This is a genomic window from Streptomyces sp. NPDC047061 (assembly GCF_040643955.1).
GTDB lineage: Bacteria > Actinomycetota > Actinomycetes > Streptomycetales > Streptomycetaceae > Streptomyces.
The window spans coordinates 131991-148645 of sequence record NZ_JBEYVI010000030.1 but is presented as its reverse complement, the minus strand read 5'-3'; the positions used below and the strand labels follow the sequence as shown (position 1 = coordinate 148645).

General features: G+C 69.1%; 18 protein-coding genes, 1 pseudogene and 1 riboswitch. Of the genes and pseudogenes, 10 read left to right on the top strand and 9 right to left on the bottom strand.

The features are described from left to right. The 5 genes from ABZ887_RS34600 to ABZ887_RS34580 form a co-directional block, all read left to right on the top strand. On the top strand, positions 1–375 hold a 375-nt coding region (locus tag ABZ887_RS34600), incomplete at its 5' end, for a cytochrome P450 (protein WP_361298292.1). A 299-nt stretch (positions 376–674) separates the two neighbouring features. Then, complete coding sequence (locus tag ABZ887_RS34595; RefSeq protein WP_361298289.1) at positions 675–2171, top strand: MFS transporter; 1497 nt, start codon at positions 675–677, stop codon at positions 2169–2171. Between the two features lie 57 nt (positions 2172–2228). Continuing rightward, on the top strand, positions 2229–3017 hold the full coding sequence (locus ABZ887_RS34590) for an NAD(P)-binding domain-containing protein (protein WP_361298286.1): 789 nt from the start codon (positions 2229–2231) through the stop codon (positions 3015–3017). Positions 3018–3397: 380 nt separating this feature from the next. Then, entirely contained in the window at positions 3398–3784 is a 387-nt protein-coding gene (locus ABZ887_RS34585; protein WP_361298283.1) for a hypothetical protein, read from the top strand. Beyond that, a complete protein-coding gene (locus tag ABZ887_RS34580) occupies positions 3667–4671 on the top strand; it encodes a PHB depolymerase family esterase (protein WP_361298280.1) in 1005 nt (334 codons plus the stop codon). Before ABZ887_RS34585 ends, ABZ887_RS34580 begins: the two co-directional genes overlap by 118 nt. 103 nt (positions 4672–4774) lie before the next feature. Here the strand turns inward: ABZ887_RS34580 and ABZ887_RS34575 are convergent, their stop codons facing one another. Further along, positions 4775–5929, bottom strand: coding sequence for a histidine kinase (locus ABZ887_RS34575; protein WP_361298277.1), 1155 nt, complete (start codon positions 5927–5929; stop codon positions 4775–4777). Between the two features lie 241 nt (positions 5930–6170). Between ABZ887_RS34575 and ABZ887_RS34570 the strand changes: the two genes are divergently transcribed. Together ABZ887_RS34570 and ABZ887_RS34565 are read left to right on the top strand one after the other, a co-directional pair. Next, entirely contained in the window at positions 6171–8399 is a 2229-nt protein-coding gene (locus tag ABZ887_RS34570) for an MMPL family transporter (protein ID WP_361298274.1), read from the top strand. A gap of 79 nt (positions 8400–8478) precedes the next feature. Next, positions 8479–8769, top strand: a complete 291-nt coding sequence (locus ABZ887_RS34565) for a hypothetical protein (RefSeq protein ID WP_361298271.1) — start codon at positions 8479–8481, stop codon at positions 8767–8769. A gap of 404 nt (positions 8770–9173) precedes the next feature. Here ABZ887_RS34565 and ABZ887_RS34560 read toward each other — a convergent pair. Continuing rightward, a pseudogene (locus ABZ887_RS34560) lies at positions 9174–9326 on the bottom strand (LuxR C-terminal-related transcriptional regulator); the annotation flags it as partial. A gap of 169 nt (positions 9327–9495) precedes the next feature. Further along, the gene (locus tag ABZ887_RS34555; RefSeq protein WP_361298268.1) at positions 9496–10035 is read right to left on the bottom strand and encodes a hypothetical protein; all 540 of its coding nucleotides are present in this window, start codon (positions 10033–10035) and stop codon (positions 9496–9498) included. A gap of 331 nt (positions 10036–10366) precedes the next feature. Here ABZ887_RS34555 and ABZ887_RS34550 point away from each other — a divergent pair, with 331 nt between their 5' ends. Next, complete coding sequence (locus ABZ887_RS34550; RefSeq protein WP_361298265.1) at positions 10367–11494, top strand: 8-amino-7-oxononanoate synthase; 1128 nt, start codon at positions 10367–10369, stop codon at positions 11492–11494. 126 nt (positions 11495–11620) lie between these two features. On the opposite strand, the gene ABZ887_RS34545 is transcribed toward ABZ887_RS34550, so the two are convergent. Further along, positions 11621–11848 (bottom strand): DUF397 domain-containing protein, encoded by a 228-nt coding sequence (locus tag ABZ887_RS34545; RefSeq protein ID WP_361298262.1) that lies wholly within the window; start codon positions 11846–11848, stop codon positions 11621–11623. A 9-nt stretch (positions 11849–11857) separates the two neighbouring features. Then, the gene (locus ABZ887_RS34540; protein WP_361298259.1) at positions 11858–12718 is read right to left on the bottom strand and encodes a helix-turn-helix transcriptional regulator; all 861 of its coding nucleotides are present in this window, start codon (positions 12716–12718) and stop codon (positions 11858–11860) included. Between the two features lie 211 nt (positions 12719–12929). Here ABZ887_RS34540 and ABZ887_RS34535 point away from each other — a divergent pair, with 211 nt between their 5' ends. Then, complete coding sequence (locus tag ABZ887_RS34535) at positions 12930–13388, top strand: ATP-binding protein (RefSeq protein ID WP_361298256.1); 459 nt, start codon at positions 12930–12932, stop codon at positions 13386–13388. Positions 13389–13431: 43 nt separating this feature from the next. Here ABZ887_RS34535 and ABZ887_RS34530 read toward each other — a convergent pair whose 3' ends face one another. From ABZ887_RS34530 to ABZ887_RS34520, 3 genes are all read right to left on the bottom strand, one after another. Beyond that, the gene (locus tag ABZ887_RS34530) at positions 13432–13905 is read right to left on the bottom strand and encodes a C40 family peptidase (protein ID WP_361298254.1); all 474 of its coding nucleotides are present in this window, start codon (positions 13903–13905) and stop codon (positions 13432–13434) included. Positions 13906–13908: 3 nt separating this feature from the next. Then, positions 13909–14093, bottom strand: a riboswitch (cyclic di-AMP (ydaO/yuaA leader). 361 nt (positions 14094–14454) lie between these two features. After that, positions 14455–14763, bottom strand: coding sequence for a hypothetical protein (locus ABZ887_RS34525; protein ID WP_217551763.1), 309 nt, complete (start codon positions 14761–14763; stop codon positions 14455–14457). Positions 14764–14770: 7 nt separating this feature from the next. Next, a complete protein-coding gene (locus ABZ887_RS34520) occupies positions 14771–15406 on the bottom strand; it encodes an ATP-dependent Clp protease proteolytic subunit (RefSeq protein ID WP_361298250.1) in 636 nt (211 codons plus the stop codon). 139 nt (positions 15407–15545) lie between these two features. On the opposite strand from ABZ887_RS34520, the gene ABZ887_RS34515 reads away from it, so the two are divergent. Further along, positions 15546–15836: a type II toxin-antitoxin system Phd/YefM family antitoxin gene (locus tag ABZ887_RS34515; protein WP_361298247.1), complete on the top strand. Its 291-nt coding sequence runs from the start codon at positions 15546–15548 to the stop codon at positions 15834–15836. A gap of 69 nt (positions 15837–15905) precedes the next feature. Here the strand turns inward: ABZ887_RS34515 and ABZ887_RS34510 are convergent, their stop codons facing one another. Beyond that, positions 15906–16592, bottom strand: coding sequence for an SDR family oxidoreductase (locus ABZ887_RS34510; protein ID WP_361298244.1), 687 nt, complete (start codon positions 16590–16592; stop codon positions 15906–15908). Positions 16593–16655 lie beyond the last annotated feature (63 nt).

The following is a 16655-nucleotide window of genomic DNA, read 5'->3' as shown; positions in this document are numbered from 1 at the left end:
GAGCTGCTGCGCTACCTGACCATCCCGCACCTGCTGGCCCGGCGCGCGGTCGTCGACGACATCGAGATCGACGGCGAGGTCATCCGTGCCGGAGAGGGCGTCATCGCGTCTCTCCTGGCGGCCAACTGGGACCCGGCGGCCTTCCCGGAACCGGACAAGGTCGATCTGGAGCGCAAGGCGGCGCACCACATGTCGTTCGGCTGGGGACCGCACCAGTGCGTCGGGCAGCAGCTGGCCCGTGTCGAACTCCAGGTGGTCTTCGGCGCCTTGTTCCGCCGCATTCCGGCGCTGCGGATGGCTGTCGACCTCTCGGAGCTGAAGTTCAAGGAGGACTCGCAGGCCTACGGCATCTACGAGCTGCCCGTCGCCTGGTAGCCCGGCCGACGGTGCGAGCCGGAGCCCCGAAACCCCGAAGAGAAGGGGGCTGCGACGGTCTTCGCCCCAGGCTGGCCGTGGCCTGCGGACCGTGGCCGGATCTGCGCTGTGGCCGACGTGGACAAAACGCCCTCGTCGGCGGAGCGGGAAGCGACAGAGGCACCACCCGTCCCCTTGCGTAACAGCAGCCCCATGCGTAACAGCAGTCCCTTGTCGCCCGGCCACCGGGAAGGCCGATTGCTGTGGTGCAGATCACGCCCCTAGCGTCGCTCCAAAAGCCGATCCCCTTGGGAGCGACGATGACGCTACGGCAATTCCCTACGGCGCAGACATCCGGCCTCGACGAACAGGGCTGGACCCCACGGCTCGTCATATCGACGATCGCCATGGTGATGGTGGTGGAGCTGGTCGCCCTCAGCTACACGATGACCTCGACGGCGCTCCCCTCGATCACCCGGCACTTCCGTACCGATCAAGGTGGCTGGCTCCTCACCTGTTACATGCTCACCGGTGCCGTCGTCAGCCCGCTTCTCGGCAAGCTGGCCGACCTCCACGGCAAACGACGGGTGCTGCTGGTCGCTCTGTCCACCGCCACGGTCGGTGCGGCGGTCTCCGCCCTCGCACCGTCCTTCGGGGTCCTCCTGGTCGGCCGATGCCTGGAGGGGGTCGCCATCTCCGGCATGTTCCTCACGTATTCGCTGATGCGGGACGTGTATCCGCCGCGCACGCTTCCCCTCGCCGCCAGCGTCTCGGTGACCGGCATCGGGGCCTTCGGGGTCGGTGTGCCGTTCCTGGTCGGATGGCTGCTCGACACCTTCGGCTTCCGGGGCATGTACACCTTCAACGTCATCGTGATGATCCTTCTGGGAGTGCTGATCCGGTTGAGCACCCCGGAGACCCGGCTGCGGCATGCCGCGCGCGCCGACTACGCGGGCGCGGTGCTCCTCGGGGGCGGCCTCGCCCTGGTACTGGTCGCGGTCAGCAAGGGGCAGCAGTGGGGCTGGTCCTCGGCCTCCGTCCTCGGCCTGTTCGCCGTCGGCCTCGCGGCCTTCGCCGGGTTCGTGCTGCGCGCCCGCAGGACCGCCGAGCCCATCCTGAACATCAGGCTGTTCACCAGGCGCCCGATCCTCCTGGCGGCCGTCACCGGCGCGGCGGCCTACGGTGCGACGGTGGTCCCCGCCACGATCCTGCCCATCCTCGCGCTCACCCCCGCCTCCGCCGGCAGGACGTACGGTCTGGGCATGACGGCCTTCGCCTTCGCCGCCATCGCCTCACCCCAGGCATTCGCCCAAGTGATCGGCGGGGTCACCGTCAGCCGTGCCGTACGGCGTCTCGCGGCACGCTGGTGCATGGTCGCCGGCCTCGTACTGATCGCGGCCGCGGGTCTCTTCCTGGTCTTCTTCCACGACAGCCTGTGGGAGGTGCTCGCAGGCGCGGTGTGTGACGGGCTCGGGACGGGCCTTGCCTACGGCTCCGTGCCGAACATGGTCATCACGGAGACTCCGCCGGAGGAACAGGCTTCCATCGCCGGCAGCGTCCAGGTCTGCCAGAGCGGCTTCGCCAGTGTCGTTCCCGTCATCATGTTCGCCATCATGGCGGGCTCGTCGACCGTCTCCGCGGCCGGTGTCCTCTACGCCGAGCCGGGCATCCGCGGGGCGTTGCTGCTCATGGTCGGGCTGGCGGTCTGCGGGGCCGTCCTCGCGGTCACCGTGCTGGCGCCGAAGCGGCACCATGCGGCCTCGGTCACGGTCTCCCCGGCACCGGCCGCCCTGGTGGACGGAGGCGTGGACGGCTGAGCATCCGGACGGGCAGATCATTCTGCCGTCACGGCATTTGACGGAGAGACAGTCGGCATGTCCGTGCCCGAAGGGCACATGAGAGGGAGCAGTGCAGTGACAACCACCTTGGGACTCATCGGAGCGGGGCGAATCGGCAGCGCTCTGGCCAGACTGGCGATCGCCGCGGGGCTGGAGGTCGTCGTGAGCAACTCACGCGGGCCTGAGACGCTCGGGGAGTTGGTGGCGTCGTTGGGGGAACGGGCCCGTGCCGCGGACGTATGTGACGCGGCGCAGGCCGGTCACCTCGTGGCGGTGACAGTGCCGTTGGGAAGCTGCACCGCGCTTCCCGTCCCCGAGCTCGCCGGCAAGATCGTGATCGACACCATGAACTACTATCCCGAACGGGACGGCAACATCGCCCAGTTGGACCAGCAGGAGCTCACCTCCAGTGAGTTGGTCCAACGGCGGCTGTCAGGTTCACGGGTGGTCAAGGCGTTCAACAACATCGACTTTCGCCGACTGGAGCTGCTCGCCCGTCCCGGGATCTCTGCCGAACGGAGCGCACTGCCCGTCGCCGGCGACGAAGACAAGGCCAGGACCGAGGTGCGCGAACTGCTCGACGTGCTCGGCTACGACAGCGTGGACGTGGGGAACCTGGCGGAGAGCTGGCGCTTCGAGCCGAACACCTCGGTCTACGTGCAGCCTTATCTGCCGGACCGTCCGGCCGGGTTGAGCGGCGTCGATGACACCATGCGCTGGTTCCTCGAATGCCCGGGTGCCGTCCTCGCCGCCGACGAGGTCGAGAGGCTTGTGCGCACGACGTCGCGCATGTCTCCCGCGACCGCCCGGGAGCGTCTGGACTGACTCCGGATCCGAGGTGAGCGCCGCAGCCGACGGCGGGCAGGTGCCACGGTCTGTCCGGACGTGCCGGGCGGCTCGGCCACGGTGCACGGATCCGGACCTCGCCTGCGGGCGGCTGTGCACCCGAGCCGGCTCCGTACCCTGCGCCAAGGCCCTTGTGACCGGGTGTCGGTCAACGGGGGCCTCGGACAGCAGAAGCCACGACCTGGCGCACGCGATGCCGCAAAGCACCGCTTTTTCGTACCGGCGACCGCCCGCCAAGATTCTTCACGTGCCCGTTCCGTTGAGCGGACACCCCCCGCCCGCCCACGCGTGACCGTCCCCATGCTGGGCTGCCATTACGCCACGAAGCCACCCTGTGCCCTTCAAAGGAAGAGACACGCATGGTGCTCAACGTCGCGAGACGCCTCCTACGCAGTCTGACCGTCCTGTTGCTCGTCACCATGGGCACGGTGGCACTGCTGAGCCTGGCACCCGGTTCGGCCGCCTCCGTCATCCTGGGTGAGAACGCCACGCCCAAAGCGGTCGCCGAACTCAACGCACGGCTGGGCATGGACCGGCCCCTGTGGCTGCAGTACGTCGACTGGCTGAAACACGCGGTCACGGGCGACCTCGGTACCTCGCCGGTGACGAACGAACCCGACCCTCGGGCATGCCGTCGGGGCAGCCGAGCGGTATGCCCTCCGGCTCCGGCATGCCCTCCGGAGGACCGGGCGGCGGCGGAAGCGGCGGCCCCACCACGACCATCAAGTCGGCCAAGGCGTCGCTGACGCAGAAGACGGCCCTCACCACCGCCAAGGGCAAGACGGTGGGCAAGGCCGGCGACGCCTACACCACCGACAAGGTCGTCAACCTCGTCATCGACGACTTCAAGGAACTGAGCTTCAAGGACTCGGCCACCGGGGAGACCCTGAAGTACAACCTCTTCGTGCCCGAGGACTACGACGCCTCGCAGAAGTACCCTCTGGTGCTGTTCATGCCGGACGCGACGGCCACAAGTACCGTGACGCGGACGACCCTGGTCCAGGGGCTGGGCGCGGTGTGCTGGGCGAGCCCGGAGGACCAGGCCAAGCGCAAGGCGTTCGTGCTGGCCCCGCAGTACTCCAGACCCACGGTCGACGACAGCTTCCAGGCGTCCGACATGCTGGACACCACCGTGCACCTGGTCAGGTCGCTCACGAAGCAGTACAGCATCGACACCGACCGGCTGTACTCCACGGGCCAGTCCGGGGGCGGGATGATGGCCCTCGCGATCAACATCAAGTATCCCGATCTGTTCGCCGCGTCGCTCATCGTCGCCGCGCAGTGGGATCCCGCCAAGGTCGCTCCGCTGGCGAAGAAGAAGATGTGGATCGTGGTCTCGAAGGGCGACGCGAAGGCCTACCCGTACGAGAACAAGATCACGAAGATCCTGGAGGGGAAGGGGGCCACCGTCAGCCGGGCCACCTGGGACGGCCGGTCGACGTCGGCGCAGCTGTCCGCGGAGGCGAAGAAGATGGCCGCCGAAGGCAGCTCGATCAACTACTCCATGTTCCGGAAGGGCACGGTCGTACCCACCGACGCGGACGACAACGCCACGAACGAACACCTCTGCACGTGGCGGGTCGCTTACACCGTCGAACCCATCCGGGACTGGATCTTCCAGCAGCGGAAGTAGGACCTGCCGCACGGTTTCACCGCGCAGCCGACGCGAGCCGTCGAGTGGCGACGCCGGCGCCCACGAAACCGGCGTGGGCGCCACGGGGGGCGCCGCTCGGTGTCTACCACGTGCAGGGCAACTCGACGACGATCGCGGTCGGTCCTCCGGCGGGGCTGGTGACGGTCACGATGCCGTCCAGCGCCGCGGCCCGGCGCTGGACGGCGCGCAGACCGGTACCGCGCGCCTCGTCGGCGCCGCCCAGACCGTCGTCCCAGATGATCGCCCGCAACCCCGCGGGCAGGCGGTCGAGCTGGACGGAAGCACGGTGTGCGCCGCTGTGCCCGGCGACGTTGGCGAGGGCTTCGGTCACGGCGAAATATATGGCCGACTCGACCGGGGCCGGCGCTCGGGGACCGTCGTCCCCCAGGCCGTGGACATCCACGAGCACGTCCAGTCCGCACCCCGCGGCGAAGGCCCGTACCGCTCCCACGAGCCCGCGGTCCGTGAGGACCGGAGGGTGCATCCCGCGGACGATGCGGCGGAACTCGGCGAGAGTGGCCTCGACCTCGTCCTGGGCGTCGGCGAGGAGCGTACGAGTCCCCTCGGGGCCGTGGTCGTGGGCGCGTTGCGCCAGTCCGATACGCATGGACAGCGCCACCAGGCGTGCCTGCGGGCCGTCATGGAGGTCCCGTTCTACGCGGCGCAGTTCGGCGGTGTGCGCCGCGAGGGCCTCGGCGCGGGTCACGGTCAACTGCTCCACGCGGTTGGCGAGTCGGTCCTTGGGGGAGGGGCTGAGCAGAGCGCGCGACCACCGGGAGTCGAGATGGGCGAGCCGGGTGATCAACGGGAGCACAACCGCCTGGCGACGCAGCAGCACGCACCACAGGCCGTCGACGATCAGCCCCGGCAACCAGAGCAGCACTGCCACGATGCCGAGGCAGCCGTAGCCGTAGTGGGCGATCAGCCAGCGCAGATCGCGATGTGTGTGCGGGTCCCGGACCGCTGTGCGCAGCCGTTCGCCGAGTGACCCGGTGATCGGCCGGTAGGCCTCGGAGATCTCCCGGCCTGTCCAGGCGGCGACCTGGCGCCGCTTGGCGCCGGCGACACGGCGCAGCAAAAGGACGGCCTCGGGCAGCAGCCAGGCACCCACCAGCAGGGCCGTTCCGGCGGCTGCGATCAGCAGCACGCACAGGAACAGGCACGACGCGAAGGCCAGGGCAGAGGCCTGGATGAGGTGCTGGGTGGCCCGCGCGCTTTGTCGAATCGTCTTCCACATGACATCGACGCTAAGTGAACCGGGACAAACCCACAGGGGAGCAGGTGCCGATTCCGTGGTGTAGCGGGCTACACCACGGAATCGGGAGAGCACTCCCTCGTAGCGGCGCGCGGCTCGCGAAAGGGTTGAGAACGGAAACGGACGCTTCCCCACCGTGGCCCGACCGGTCGGGCATCCCCACGGAGGCGGTCTCTGTTCCTCCTGACATTTCTGAACCACTGATGCGGAGGCTTCCCCCGTCATGGCAACTGTCCTCTATCACCTGGGCCGTGTGGCTTTCAGATGGCGATGGTTCGTCGCCCTGTTGTGGGTAGCGGTGTTGGGGGCCGTCGGACTAGCGGCGTCCAAGGCTCCCGCAGCGGCCGACGAGGGCTTCACGATGCCCGGGATCGAGTCCCAGAAGGCGTTCGACCTGATGGAGAAGCGCTTCCCCGGTACGACGGCCGACGCCGCGACCGCACGGATCGTGTTCATCGCGCCCAGCGGTGAGAAGGTCACCGCGTCCGACAACCGGGCCGCGATCGAGAAGCTCGTCGACGAAGCGGCCGACGGCTCCCAGGTCGCCGGTGCGGTCGACCCCTTCCAGGCCAAGGCCGTCAGCAAGGACGGCACGACCGCGTACGCCACCGTCTCCTTCAAGGCGAAGGCGGACGACCTCACCGACACCAGCAAGAAGCATCTTGAGCGAGCCATCGACCAGGCCCGGGACGCGGGTCTGAGGGTCGAGGTCGGCGGTGACGCGCTCGCGAAGCAGCCCGCGGCCGGCGGAGCCGCCGAGGGGATAGGCATCGCCGTCGCCGCGCTCGTTCTGCTGATCACTTTCGGATCCCTGGCGGCCGCCGGCCTGCCCCTGCTCGCCGCGATCATCGGTGTGGCCGTCAGCATGACCGGGATCATGGCGCTGGCCCAGACGTTCGGTCTGTCGGAGAACACCGGCACGCTCGCCAGCATGCTGGGCCTGGCCTGTGGTATCGACTACGCCCTGTTCGTCGTCTCCCGCTACCGGGAGGAGCGTGCCAAGGGCCACGCGCCGCGGGAGGCCGCCGGTCTGGCCGTCGGCACGGCGGGCTCCGCGGTCGTCTTCGCCGGACTCACCGTCATCATCGCGCTCGCCGGTCTCTGGGTGGTCGGCATCCCGATGCTCACCAAGATGGGCCTGGCCGCCGCCGGCGCGGTGTTGATGGCCGTGCTGATCTGCCTGACCCTGGTCCCGGCGATCCTCGGATTCTGGCCCAACGCGGTGCTCTCGCGTGGCGCCCGCAAGAACTCCAAGCGCTACCGCAGGAAGCAGCTCAAGACCGACAACGGTGGCTCTCGCTGGGCCAAGGTGGTCGTACGCCTTCCCCTGCCCGTGCTGGTGCTCGGGGTGGTGGGACTGGGCGTGGTCGCGACGCCCGTGACGCACCTCGAACTCGGCATGCCGGGCGACGAGGCCAAGCCGACCTCCACCACCGAGCGCCGCGCCTACGATGCCCTTGCCGAGGGGTTCGGCCCCGGTTTCAACGGGCCTTTGAGCATCGTCGTCGATGCCAAGGGATCCGCTGACCCGAAGGCGGCGGTGACCACGATCTCGAAGCGCATCGCGGCCACGAAGGGCGTCGTCTCCGTCTCGCCCGCCCGTTTCAACCAGGCAGGGAACACGGCGGTGTTCGCCGCCACCCCGTCCACCAGCCCCACCGACCAGAAGACCAAGGACCTGGTCAAGACCATCCGTGACAACCGGCCGGGCATCGAGAAGGATGCCGGTGTCTCCTTCGAGGTGACCGGCAAGACCGCGCTGGACATCGACGTCGCGGAAAAGGTGCAGGCCTCGCTGATCCCCTACCTCGCGGTGGTGGTCAGCCTCGCGATCGTGCTCCTGCTGCTGGTCTTCCGCTCCCTCCTCGTGCCGCTCAAGGCCGCCTTCGGCTTCCTGCTCTCCGTCCTCGCGGCCCTCGGCGCCGTCGTCGCGGTCTTCCAGCAGGGCCACGGCGCGCATCTGCTGGGCGTGCAGTCCACCGGCCCGATCATGAGCATGATGCCGATCTTCCTGGTGGGCATCGTCTTCGGCCTCGCGATGGACTACGAGGTGTTCCTGGTCTCCCGGATGCGCGAGGCCTACGTCCACGGGGACGGTCCCAAGGAGGCGATCGTCTCCGGGTTCCGGCACAGTGCCCGGGTCGTCGTGGCCGCGGCGCTGATCATGACGGCCGTGTTCTCCGGATTCGTCGGCGCCGACGAATCGATGATCAAGATGATCGGCTTCGGACTCGCGATCGCGGTCGTCTTCGACGCCTTCGTCGTCCGCATGGCGATCGTGCCGGCGATTCTCTCCCTGCTCGGGAACAAGGCCTGGTACCTGCCGAAGTGGCTGGCCCGGGTGCTGCCCGACATCGACGTCGAGGGCGAGAAACTGAGCCGGAAGGTACCCGCCCCGGTTGCTTCCGTGGACAACGGAAACCAGCCGGCGGAGTCCGCCTTGACTCACTGAGCCGGAGCTGGAGGGGCCGCCCTTGATGGGCGGCCCCTCGCCTGCTCGCCATACACCTTGACGACGACAGGAGACCCCGATGAGGACTCATCTCCGTGCCCTGGCTGCCGGCCTCGCGTTCGCCTGCGGTGTTCTCGCCGTGTCGGTCGGCGTCGTGCGGCAGGAGGCCACCGCGCCGGGATACGACGATCTGGAGCGCAGTCATGGGGCTCCGACGACTGAGTACGACCGGACAGCGTCGACCGGCCTCTGGATGACGGTCTTCGACGCCAGCCACCAAGAGCGCCCTGCCGGGTTGCCGCATCACCGCGGCCCTCGGTCCCCGGCGTTGGCGGAATCGGTTGTTCAATCCTGGGCGGTGTCGCGGTGAGAACGGCTGTCCGGCGTTGTCCCAGGCACGGGGCGGAATAGGTGCAGGCCGGCCCGCCCACTACCTGGTGCGGGTGCACGGGGTGCATAACGAACTCCCTCTGCCGAGGCGTTCGAGGGTGTTGAGGAGTACGACGGCGGTGGTGCGGCCAGCGACGGGCGCGAGCCGACTGTCGAGTGGGTCGACCAGGCGCGGGCATGACTGACGCGCCGCGGGGGTCGGCAATCCATTTCGGTGGGCAGAAGCCGCAGATGCGGCGTTCTTCCTCCTCGACCGGCCGGAGGTGATCACGCGGGACCGGACGGCGGAGGCCGGGCCGCGGATGGCCGCGCATGTGTGTCCCGGTATGGCGAGGGGTGTTGTGCCTGTGTGCCGTGGCTCGGGTGCTGGAACTCTGAGCAGGCTCAGACGTGGCCGTTACGCCAGGCCCAGGCGGCAAACTCGACCCGGTTCCGGGCCGACAACTTGAGCTGGATGCTGGACAGATGCGTCTTCACTGTGGACAGCGAGACGTACAGCTCGGCGGCGATCTCGGCGTTGGTGCGGCCGGCGGCGACGCAACCAGCATCGCAACGAGCTGTTCATGCGACACAGCACTCGACGGTGCCTGAACCACCTGCTCGGCCTGCTCGTTCTCCACGGCGGTCTCCGTCATCAGACGCGTCTCCTTGATCATCAGATCCGCCGTTGATTAGACACTCCCGGTGGGAGTCGTGGCGGACGAGCTCAGGGCGCGCCTGGGTCTCCGATGTTCGTATCGACGTTCCATCGTCGGGGCAGGTCTGCGTCGCAGAAGACGCAGACGAAGTGGCCCTCTCGCACGATGTTGTGCTGCTGGCAGCCCAGGCACCGGCGGAAGAGCACCGGGTGTGTGAAGTAGTCCGGGTGGCCGAGGGCGGCTTGGTCCAGGGCCTGTGCCACGGCTGGCCACGAGGCGACGTCCGGGCAGTAGCCGGTCGACTGGTTGCTGACCTCGGTCACTATCCAGCGTCCGGCCTCCGACGCAAAGCTGACTTCGCCGGCGCCCAGCACTCGGCCGCCGCCCGCGCAGGCGGCGTGTTCGCTGCGGTGTGGTGCCAGTAGCAGGGCGCCGTCCGTGCCGATGACGAAGGTGAAGGGCTCCTTCAGTTCCTCGGTGCTCTGGGCTGCTGCCCAGTCGGCGAAGTCGGCAGGTGTGCGGATCGTGGCACCGCTGTTCGCTGTCTGGACGGCGGCGATCACGTGATGCGGCCCGACATAGCGGTAGGCCCGTCGCGACGCGCTCATGTCGCTCAACGTAGAGCACGTCGTCTTGACGTGCTCAGAGTTTCGGCGCGTGGATCTTGGCCTTCCCCCTCAGTGCGGCTGCTGGTGGTGCGCCGGTTACAGGCGCTTCGCTGTGCGGGCGCGCAGCAGCAGCCACTGACTCGCGTCGGCGCCGCCTGGGCGCGCGGCCGGTCCGTGCTGTGAGAGACGATCTTCAGCCTAGGGTGTGATACCGCCTCTGACCTGCGCTGATCCTGTGCTTGATAAAACCACGTGTGGGTATTGCCACACAGTGGGGGGACGGTGGTCCCGCTAGGGTCTGTTCACTGCCTACAAAATCACCGGAGGGGCCATGGCGTTCGGCTGGATCGACGATCAGGCGGAGCAGCGCCGCCGCGCCGGACTGGTACGGACCCTGCGCCCCCGCCCCGCCGACTCGCCGCTGCTGGACCTGGCGAGCAACGACTACCTGGGTCTCGCCCACCACCCGGAGGTCGCCGAGGGCGCCGCCGCGGCGGCCCGGACCTGGGGCGGCGGCTCCACCGGCTCAAGGCTGGTGACCGGCACCACCGAACTCCACACCGAACTGGAGCGGGAACTGGCCGGATTCTGCGGGTTCGAGGCCGCCCTGGTCTTCTCCTCCGGCTACGCCGCGAACCTGGCCGCCGTCACCACGCTCGGCCCGCACGGCTCCCTGATCGTCTCCGACGCGCTCAACCACGCCTCCCTGATCGACGGCTGCCGGATGGCCCGGGGCACCACCCAGGTCGTCGGGCACGCCGACCCGGACGCCGTACGCAAGGCGCTCGGGACGCACGAGGGGCCCGCGGTGGCCGTCTCCGACACGGTGTTCTCGGTCGACGGGGACGCGGCACCACTGGCCGCGCTGGCCGAGGCGTGCCGGGAGCACGGCGCCGGACTGCTGGTCGACGACGCCCACGGGCTCGGGGTCCTCGGGGACGGCGGGCGGGGCGCGCCGTACGCGGCCGGGCTGGCCGGCGCCGAGGACGTGGTGGTCACGGCGACCCTGTCGAAGTCGCTGGGCAGCCAGGGCGGCGTGGTGCTGGGCCCGGCCCGCGTGATCGACCATCTGGTCAACGCGGCCCGGACCTTCATCTTCGACACCGGCCTGGCCCCGGCCGCGGCGGGCGCGGCGCTGGCGGCCCTGCGGCTGCTGCGCCGTGAGCCCGGGCGGGCGGCCCGGGCCCGCGAGGTGGCCGCGGAACTGCACGCACGGCTGACCGCCGCGGGTCTGGAAGCGGTGCGTCCGGACGCCGCGGTGGTCTCCGTGCGGGCCCCGTCCCCGGAGCAGGCCGTGCAGTGGGCGGCCGACTGCCGTACGGCAGGCCTGGCCGTGGGCTGTTTCCGTCCGCCGTCGGTGCCGGACGGCATCTCACGGCTGAGGCTGACCGCCCGTGCAGACCTCTCCGGGGCCGAGATCGAACGCGCTGTACGAGTGATCGGCGAGACACGACCATGAGTCGGCGTGACACGGCCGGGCCTGGCTCGCAAGCGGATACGGAGTGGTTCGTGGAACGGGTGGGCGTCTGATCAGTTTCGTTCTGATTGCTTTCGTTCGAATCTGATCAGACTCTTCTTGGGCTGATCAGTTGACAAGCGCGGTGACGAAACCCGCCCAGCTCTCGGGGGAGAAGAGCAGCGCGGGTCCGGCCGGAGCCTTGGAGTCGCGCACGGCGAGCAGTCCGGCCGACGGGCCGGAGTGCGGCCGTGCCGTCTCCACGCAGTTGTTCGCTCCGGTGCTGTAGCTGCTGCGCAGCCACCGCAATCCGTGCAGATCAGCACTTGAAGGTACGTTCCGAGGCAGTGCAGTCATGGTGCCTCCTTACGTGCCGTCAGCTATCACGGCGATGTAATCCAACGAGTCCTCGGGCGAAAGGGCGTGGATCCGAAGCGTGTCGAAGGCCTCCGTGTAGGCCTGGAGGTCTTCTTTCCGCTCCAGGTAGAGGCTACTCGTCAACTGGTCGATAACAACCACGTCCAGATCAGAAGTGCTCGGAAATGAGAAGATTACGAAAGGTCCCGTGATGCCGATATGCGCCCCGGCCGCGAACGGCAGCACCTGGAGCCGTACGTGGGGCAGCCGGGCCGCCTCCATCAGCCGGACCAGCTGTCGCGCCATCACGCCGGGACCGCCCACCTCGCGGCGCAGTACCGCCTCGTCCAGGACCGCGCTCAGCTCCAGCGGCGGATCGTTGTGCAGCACGTCCTGCCTGGCCAGACGCACTTCCACCAGGGCGTCCAGGGCCTCGTCGTCACGCCCGTCCACGGCCGCCCGGGTCACCGCACGCGCGTACTCCGGGGTCTGCAGCAGCCCGGGCACGACCGAGGTCTCCAGCGTGCGCATGGCGCTGGCCTGCGACTCCAGGCTGATGAAATCCCGGTAGGCGGGCGGCAGTACCCCACGGTAGGCGTGCCACCAGTGGTGCCGTCCCGCCGTGTCCTCCGACCCCGCCAACACCAGGAGCAACTCGCGCAGTTGCCCCTCGACCACGCCGTAGGCGTCCAGGAGTAACCGCACATCGGCCGGTTTCACACCGCTGGCGCCGGTCTCGATCCGGCTCACTTTCGACTGATGCCAGCCCACCAGACGGGCGGCCTCACCGCTCGTGAGGCCGGCGCCGGTGCGCAGTGTGCGCAGTTCGGCGCCCAGTTTCCGGCGGCGTACCGCGGGACCGTTCTGCATGGGCTACTCCTTACTCCTTCCGAGCCGCCCAAATACGGTCTGAGGTAGCAGAGTTCACCGCTTCGAGCGACAGATATATGCATATCTTGGTGGATCGCTCCCCTGACCGGCCCGGTAATGGCAGTCTGGCGAAGAAGCACCAGTCCGGGACCGTACTCGAACCATCCGCACTGTGTCGGACTCCGGTCCCGAGGAAAGGGACGACGTCGCCATGGCAGACCACCTGGAAGCATCCGTCACTCTGCCGAGCGATCCCGCCTCGGTCTCCACCGCCCGCTCCTACGTGCTGGACACTCTCGCGGAGTGGGGACTGCCACCGGAGACGGAGACCGCGGACACCGTTCGCCTCATCGTCTCCGAACTCGCCACCAACGCCGTGCAGCATACGTTCGGGCAGTCACCCACCTTCACGGTGGACCTCGTGCTCGACCGCGACGAACAGCTGCGCATCGGTGTCACGGACAGCCATCCGCGCTTCCCCAAGAGACTTCCCGCCGCGGTCCAGCAGGACAACGGGCGCGGCATGGTCATCATCCGCTGGCTGACCGCCGAATGCGGCGGCAAGCTCCGGGTGCGCCCCACCCGGGAGGGCGGCAAGACCGTCTCCATCGAACTTCCCTGGACGGTCCCGGCCGGCACCGTCACCGCGGTCGGCCAGCAGGAACCGTAGCCCTGAGTCCCCGCCGGCCGGTTATCGGGTGCTGCTGCGCGGATCAGCTGACCCGGCCGTACCAGACGCTCCGCGTCCAGATCTTCTGGAGCCTCACCACGTCCCCGGTCTTCGGGGCGTGCCAGATCTTTCCCTTCCCGGCGTAGATACCGACGTGGTACACGCTGGAACCCGAGTGGAAGAAGACCAGGTCCCCGGCCTTGCGGTTGCCGGCCGAGATGTGACGGGTCTTGTTGTACTGCTGGGCCGCCGTACGAGGCAGCTTCTTGCCCGCCTTCTTGAACGAGTACAGCGTGAGCCCGGAGCAGTCGAACCTGTTCGGCCCGGTGGCGCCCCACCTGTAGGGCGCGCCCTTCTTCGAGGCAGCGACCTGAAGTGCCTTCGTCGCCATCGTGGCGGCCGAGGCGTCGGAGGCGACACCCGGGATCACGATCGAGCCGCCCACGGCGGCAATGGTCAGTGCCGAGGCCGTACCGGCCCGGGCCATCAGCGACGGAACACGATTGAGCGCATTCATGCGCAACCCTTCGTCAGCCGCCTGTGAAGGATGACCTGTCGGATTCGGGCTGGCGAAGTTGCCCGGCCGTGTTGCCACGGCTTCACCCCAAGGGCTGCTCGGCCCGGTCATGGCGCGACCGTGCCGGCGACCCGGCTTGCTTGGGTCCTCCACTCCTGCCAATGCACTTCTGTCGACGGGTCAATCCGGGCGGCGGCAGGACTCGGCGTCCGCCCGGACCGCCCCGCCGCTGTGGCGGGGGCTTGTCGTCAGACAGGGATCTTCACTCACTCGTGTCCGAAAAACCCAACGGAATCGGGGATTTGTGGGGTTACTCACCACCCACCCGTTCGGGTGGACAGCCCTTTGTTCGATTCTCCGTCAACTGCCCTGCGTAGCCCCGGACCTGCGCGGAAGCCGCTCGCGGGCACCTCCGAACAGGCGGGTCGAGCGACTCCTGCGGGCAGGTAAAACCACGCCACGCTCCGCCGAACGGCAGTAACCCCTTTGGGTCGTTTCGACTCCGGCCCGGTCGCGCCGTCGACGCACGGGACCGGAGTCCGCCGGGTGTCACCGTACGCAGTCGGGCGGGAGTGCGACGCGAGCGGTCCGGCGCTCGCCGTCGAGCACCCGCAACGCCCGTGCCAGCGTGTCCCCGTGAAGCTCCGTCTCGCCCCGGCGATGCATCAGGGTCAGCGCGTCACGCAGCTCGGACGCCGCGCGCACCAGCGCCTGCGCGGCGCGCAGCCCGCGGTAGGTGTCCTCGTTCTGCGCCGGATTGATCCGGCCCAGCAGGTCCACCACGTCCAGGTAACGGTCGATCAGCTCGCCCTCGGCGCGGGTCAGCGCGGGCAGCGGCGGGAGTTCCGGCGGCAGCATCGGCGTCTCACCCCGCGTCCGGCAGGCCGAGCGAGGGCCGGCGGCCGGGCACGACCCGGTCCACCAGCCCGTAGGCCAGCGCCTCCTGGGCGTCCAGGATCAGGTCCCGCTCCAGATCCCGGTGCACCTGTTCCGCCGTGCGCCCGGTGTGCCGCACGAGCATCGCTTCCAGCAGTGCCCGTTCCCGGTCCAACTCCTCGGCCCGGATGACCAGATCGCTCGGCTGGCCGTGGACCGGTTCCGGCAGCGACGGCTGCTGCAGCACGACGCGCGCGCCGGGCAGCACGGACCGCTTGCCCGGCGTGCCGGCCGCGAGCAGCACCGCCGCCGACGCCCCGGCCTGCCCGAGGCAGATCGTCTCGACGTCACAGCTCACGTACTGGACCGTGTCGTAGATCGCGGCCATCGCGCTGAAGGACCCGCCCGGGGAGTTGATGTACAGCGAGATGTCCCGCTCCGGAGCTGCGTACTCCAGATACATGAACTGCGCCATCACGTCGTTGGCCGAGGTCGCGTCGACGGGCGTGCCGAGAAAGACGATCCGCTCCTCCAGGAGCTTCGAGTACGGATCCAGGGTGCGCTGCCCCGTGGCCGTGCGTTCCGTGAACTCGGGCAGGACATAGCGGGCGGACGGTCGGGTCATGGCATACCCCTCCTCGTGGCTGAGCGTCTCGGCGGCCGAGCTCTCTGTAAAAAATGTACAGGACGTACATACCCTGGAGGGAGGATTCCGCTGTCGCCGAACACGGGGCGTTGTCCGGAGTGCCCCGTAAGCTGGGTCCATGGCCTACGAGATTCCGGTGACCCAAGCCAGGGCTGAGCTCGCCGAACTGATCAACCGGGTGGTGTACGGCGGTGAGCGCGTCGTCGTGACGCGCCACGGCAAGCCTCTGGTCGCCCTCGTCTCCGCCGCCGATCTCGAACGCCTCGAAGGGCTTCCGGAACCAGCCGAGGAGCACGTGGACCACGTGGTCAGCGCGGTCTCCACGGTCCGCGAGCCCGCCACCGCCGTACGCTCCGAACGCGGCCGCTTCGGCATCGCGGCGGAGCACCGGGGGGCCGCGGGCTCCTGACTTCCCGCATGACGTCGGCCCTCCCGCGGAGCGTCCGGGGGAGGGCCGATCGGGTGTCACGGGGTGTCGTCAGGCGACGGTGAAGCCCCCGTCGACCGGGAGGACCGAGCCGGTCACGTAGGTGGCGTCCACCAGATAGCGGACGGCGGCCGCGACATCCTCGGCGCGCCCCACCCGCCCGGCCGGCACCGCGTCCGAGGCCGCCGCGAACTGTGCCTGGCGCTGCTCCCGGGGCAGGAAGTCCCACCAGGGCGTGTCGACGGCCCCCGGCGAGACCGCGTTCACCCGAACGGGCGCCAGCTCGGCCGCCAGTGGTGAAACCATCCGCTCTATCGCGCCGTTGACCGCTGCCAGGGTCACCGTCCCGGCCAGCGCCGAACGTGCCGTGGAGGCCGAGATCAGCGTGATCGAGCCGGTCACCTGCGCGCGCTGGACGGCGAACAGATAGGGGAAGAGCTTCCCGTCGAACGCCGCCCTGACGTCCGCGAGCCCGACGTCGGCGATCGGGCCGAGGCCCACCGCGCCCGGGCTGAACGCGAGCACCAGATGGTCGAAGGGCCCGGTCCGGTCGAAGAACGCCGCGACCGCCTCCTCGGACGTGCCGTCCACCTGTTCCGCCGCCGTCACGACGTCTTTGACGGCGGCCAGTCTCTCCGGATCGCGCCCGGTGACGATCACCTCGGCGCCGTCGTCCGCCAGCCTCCGTGCGGCGGCCAGACCGATGCCGGAAGTCCCACCCATGATCACAACGCGCATGCTCGACCTCTTTTCGGAACGCTACGTCTCGTTATTAGATTATCGAGACGTGGCGTCTTGTAA

Bases quoted from the DNA above. Each gene is read 5' to 3' on its own strand.
- ABZ887_RS34515 (WP_361298247.1), top strand. From the start codon at position 15,546: ATGGCCTACGAGATTCCGGTGACCCAAGCCAGGGCTGAGCTCGCCGAA.
- ABZ887_RS34525 (WP_217551763.1), bottom strand. From the start codon at position 14,763: ATGCTGCCGCCGGAACTCCCGCCGCTGCCCGCGCTGACCCGCGCCGAG.
- ABZ887_RS34550 (WP_361298265.1), top strand. From the start codon at position 10,367: ATGGCGTTCGGCTGGATCGACGATCAGGCGGAGCAGCGCCGCCGCGCC.
- ABZ887_RS34520 (WP_361298250.1), bottom strand. From the start codon at position 15,406: ATGACCCGACCGTCCGCCCGCTATGTCCTGCCCGAGTTCACGGAACGC.
- ABZ887_RS34555 (WP_361298268.1), bottom strand. From the start codon at position 10,035: ATGAGCGCGTCGCGACGGGCCTACCGCTATGTCGGGCCGCATCACGTG.
- ABZ887_RS34575 (WP_361298277.1), bottom strand. From the start codon at position 5,929: ATGTGGAAGACGATTCGACAAAGCGCGCGGGCCACCCAGCACCTCATC.
- ABZ887_RS34510 (WP_361298244.1), bottom strand. From the start codon at position 16,592: ATGCGCGTTGTGATCATGGGTGGGACTTCCGGCATCGGTCTGGCCGCC.
- ABZ887_RS34570 (WP_361298274.1), top strand. From the start codon at position 6,171: ATGGCAACTGTCCTCTATCACCTGGGCCGTGTGGCTTTCAGATGGCGA.
- ABZ887_RS34530 (WP_361298254.1), bottom strand. From the start codon at position 13,905: ATGAATGCGCTCAATCGTGTTCCGTCGCTGATGGCCCGGGCCGGTACG.
- ABZ887_RS34545 (WP_361298262.1), bottom strand. From the start codon at position 11,848: ATGACTGCACTGCCTCGGAACGTACCTTCAAGTGCTGATCTGCACGGA.
- ABZ887_RS34540 (WP_361298259.1), bottom strand. From the start codon at position 12,718: ATGCAGAACGGTCCCGCGGTACGCCGCCGGAAACTGGGCGCCGAACTG.
- ABZ887_RS34585 (WP_361298283.1), top strand. From the start codon at position 3,398: ATGGTGCTCAACGTCGCGAGACGCCTCCTACGCAGTCTGACCGTCCTG.
- ABZ887_RS34535 (WP_361298256.1), top strand. From the start codon at position 12,930: ATGGCAGACCACCTGGAAGCATCCGTCACTCTGCCGAGCGATCCCGCC.
- ABZ887_RS34590 (WP_361298286.1), top strand. From the start codon at position 2,229: ATGTCCGTGCCCGAAGGGCACATGAGAGGGAGCAGTGCAGTGACAACC.
- ABZ887_RS34595 (WP_361298289.1), top strand. From the start codon at position 675: ATGACGCTACGGCAATTCCCTACGGCGCAGACATCCGGCCTCGACGAA.
- ABZ887_RS34565 (WP_361298271.1), top strand. From the start codon at position 8,479: ATGAGGACTCATCTCCGTGCCCTGGCTGCCGGCCTCGCGTTCGCCTGC.
- ABZ887_RS34580 (WP_361298280.1), top strand. From the start codon at position 3,667: ATGCCGTCGGGGCAGCCGAGCGGTATGCCCTCCGGCTCCGGCATGCCC.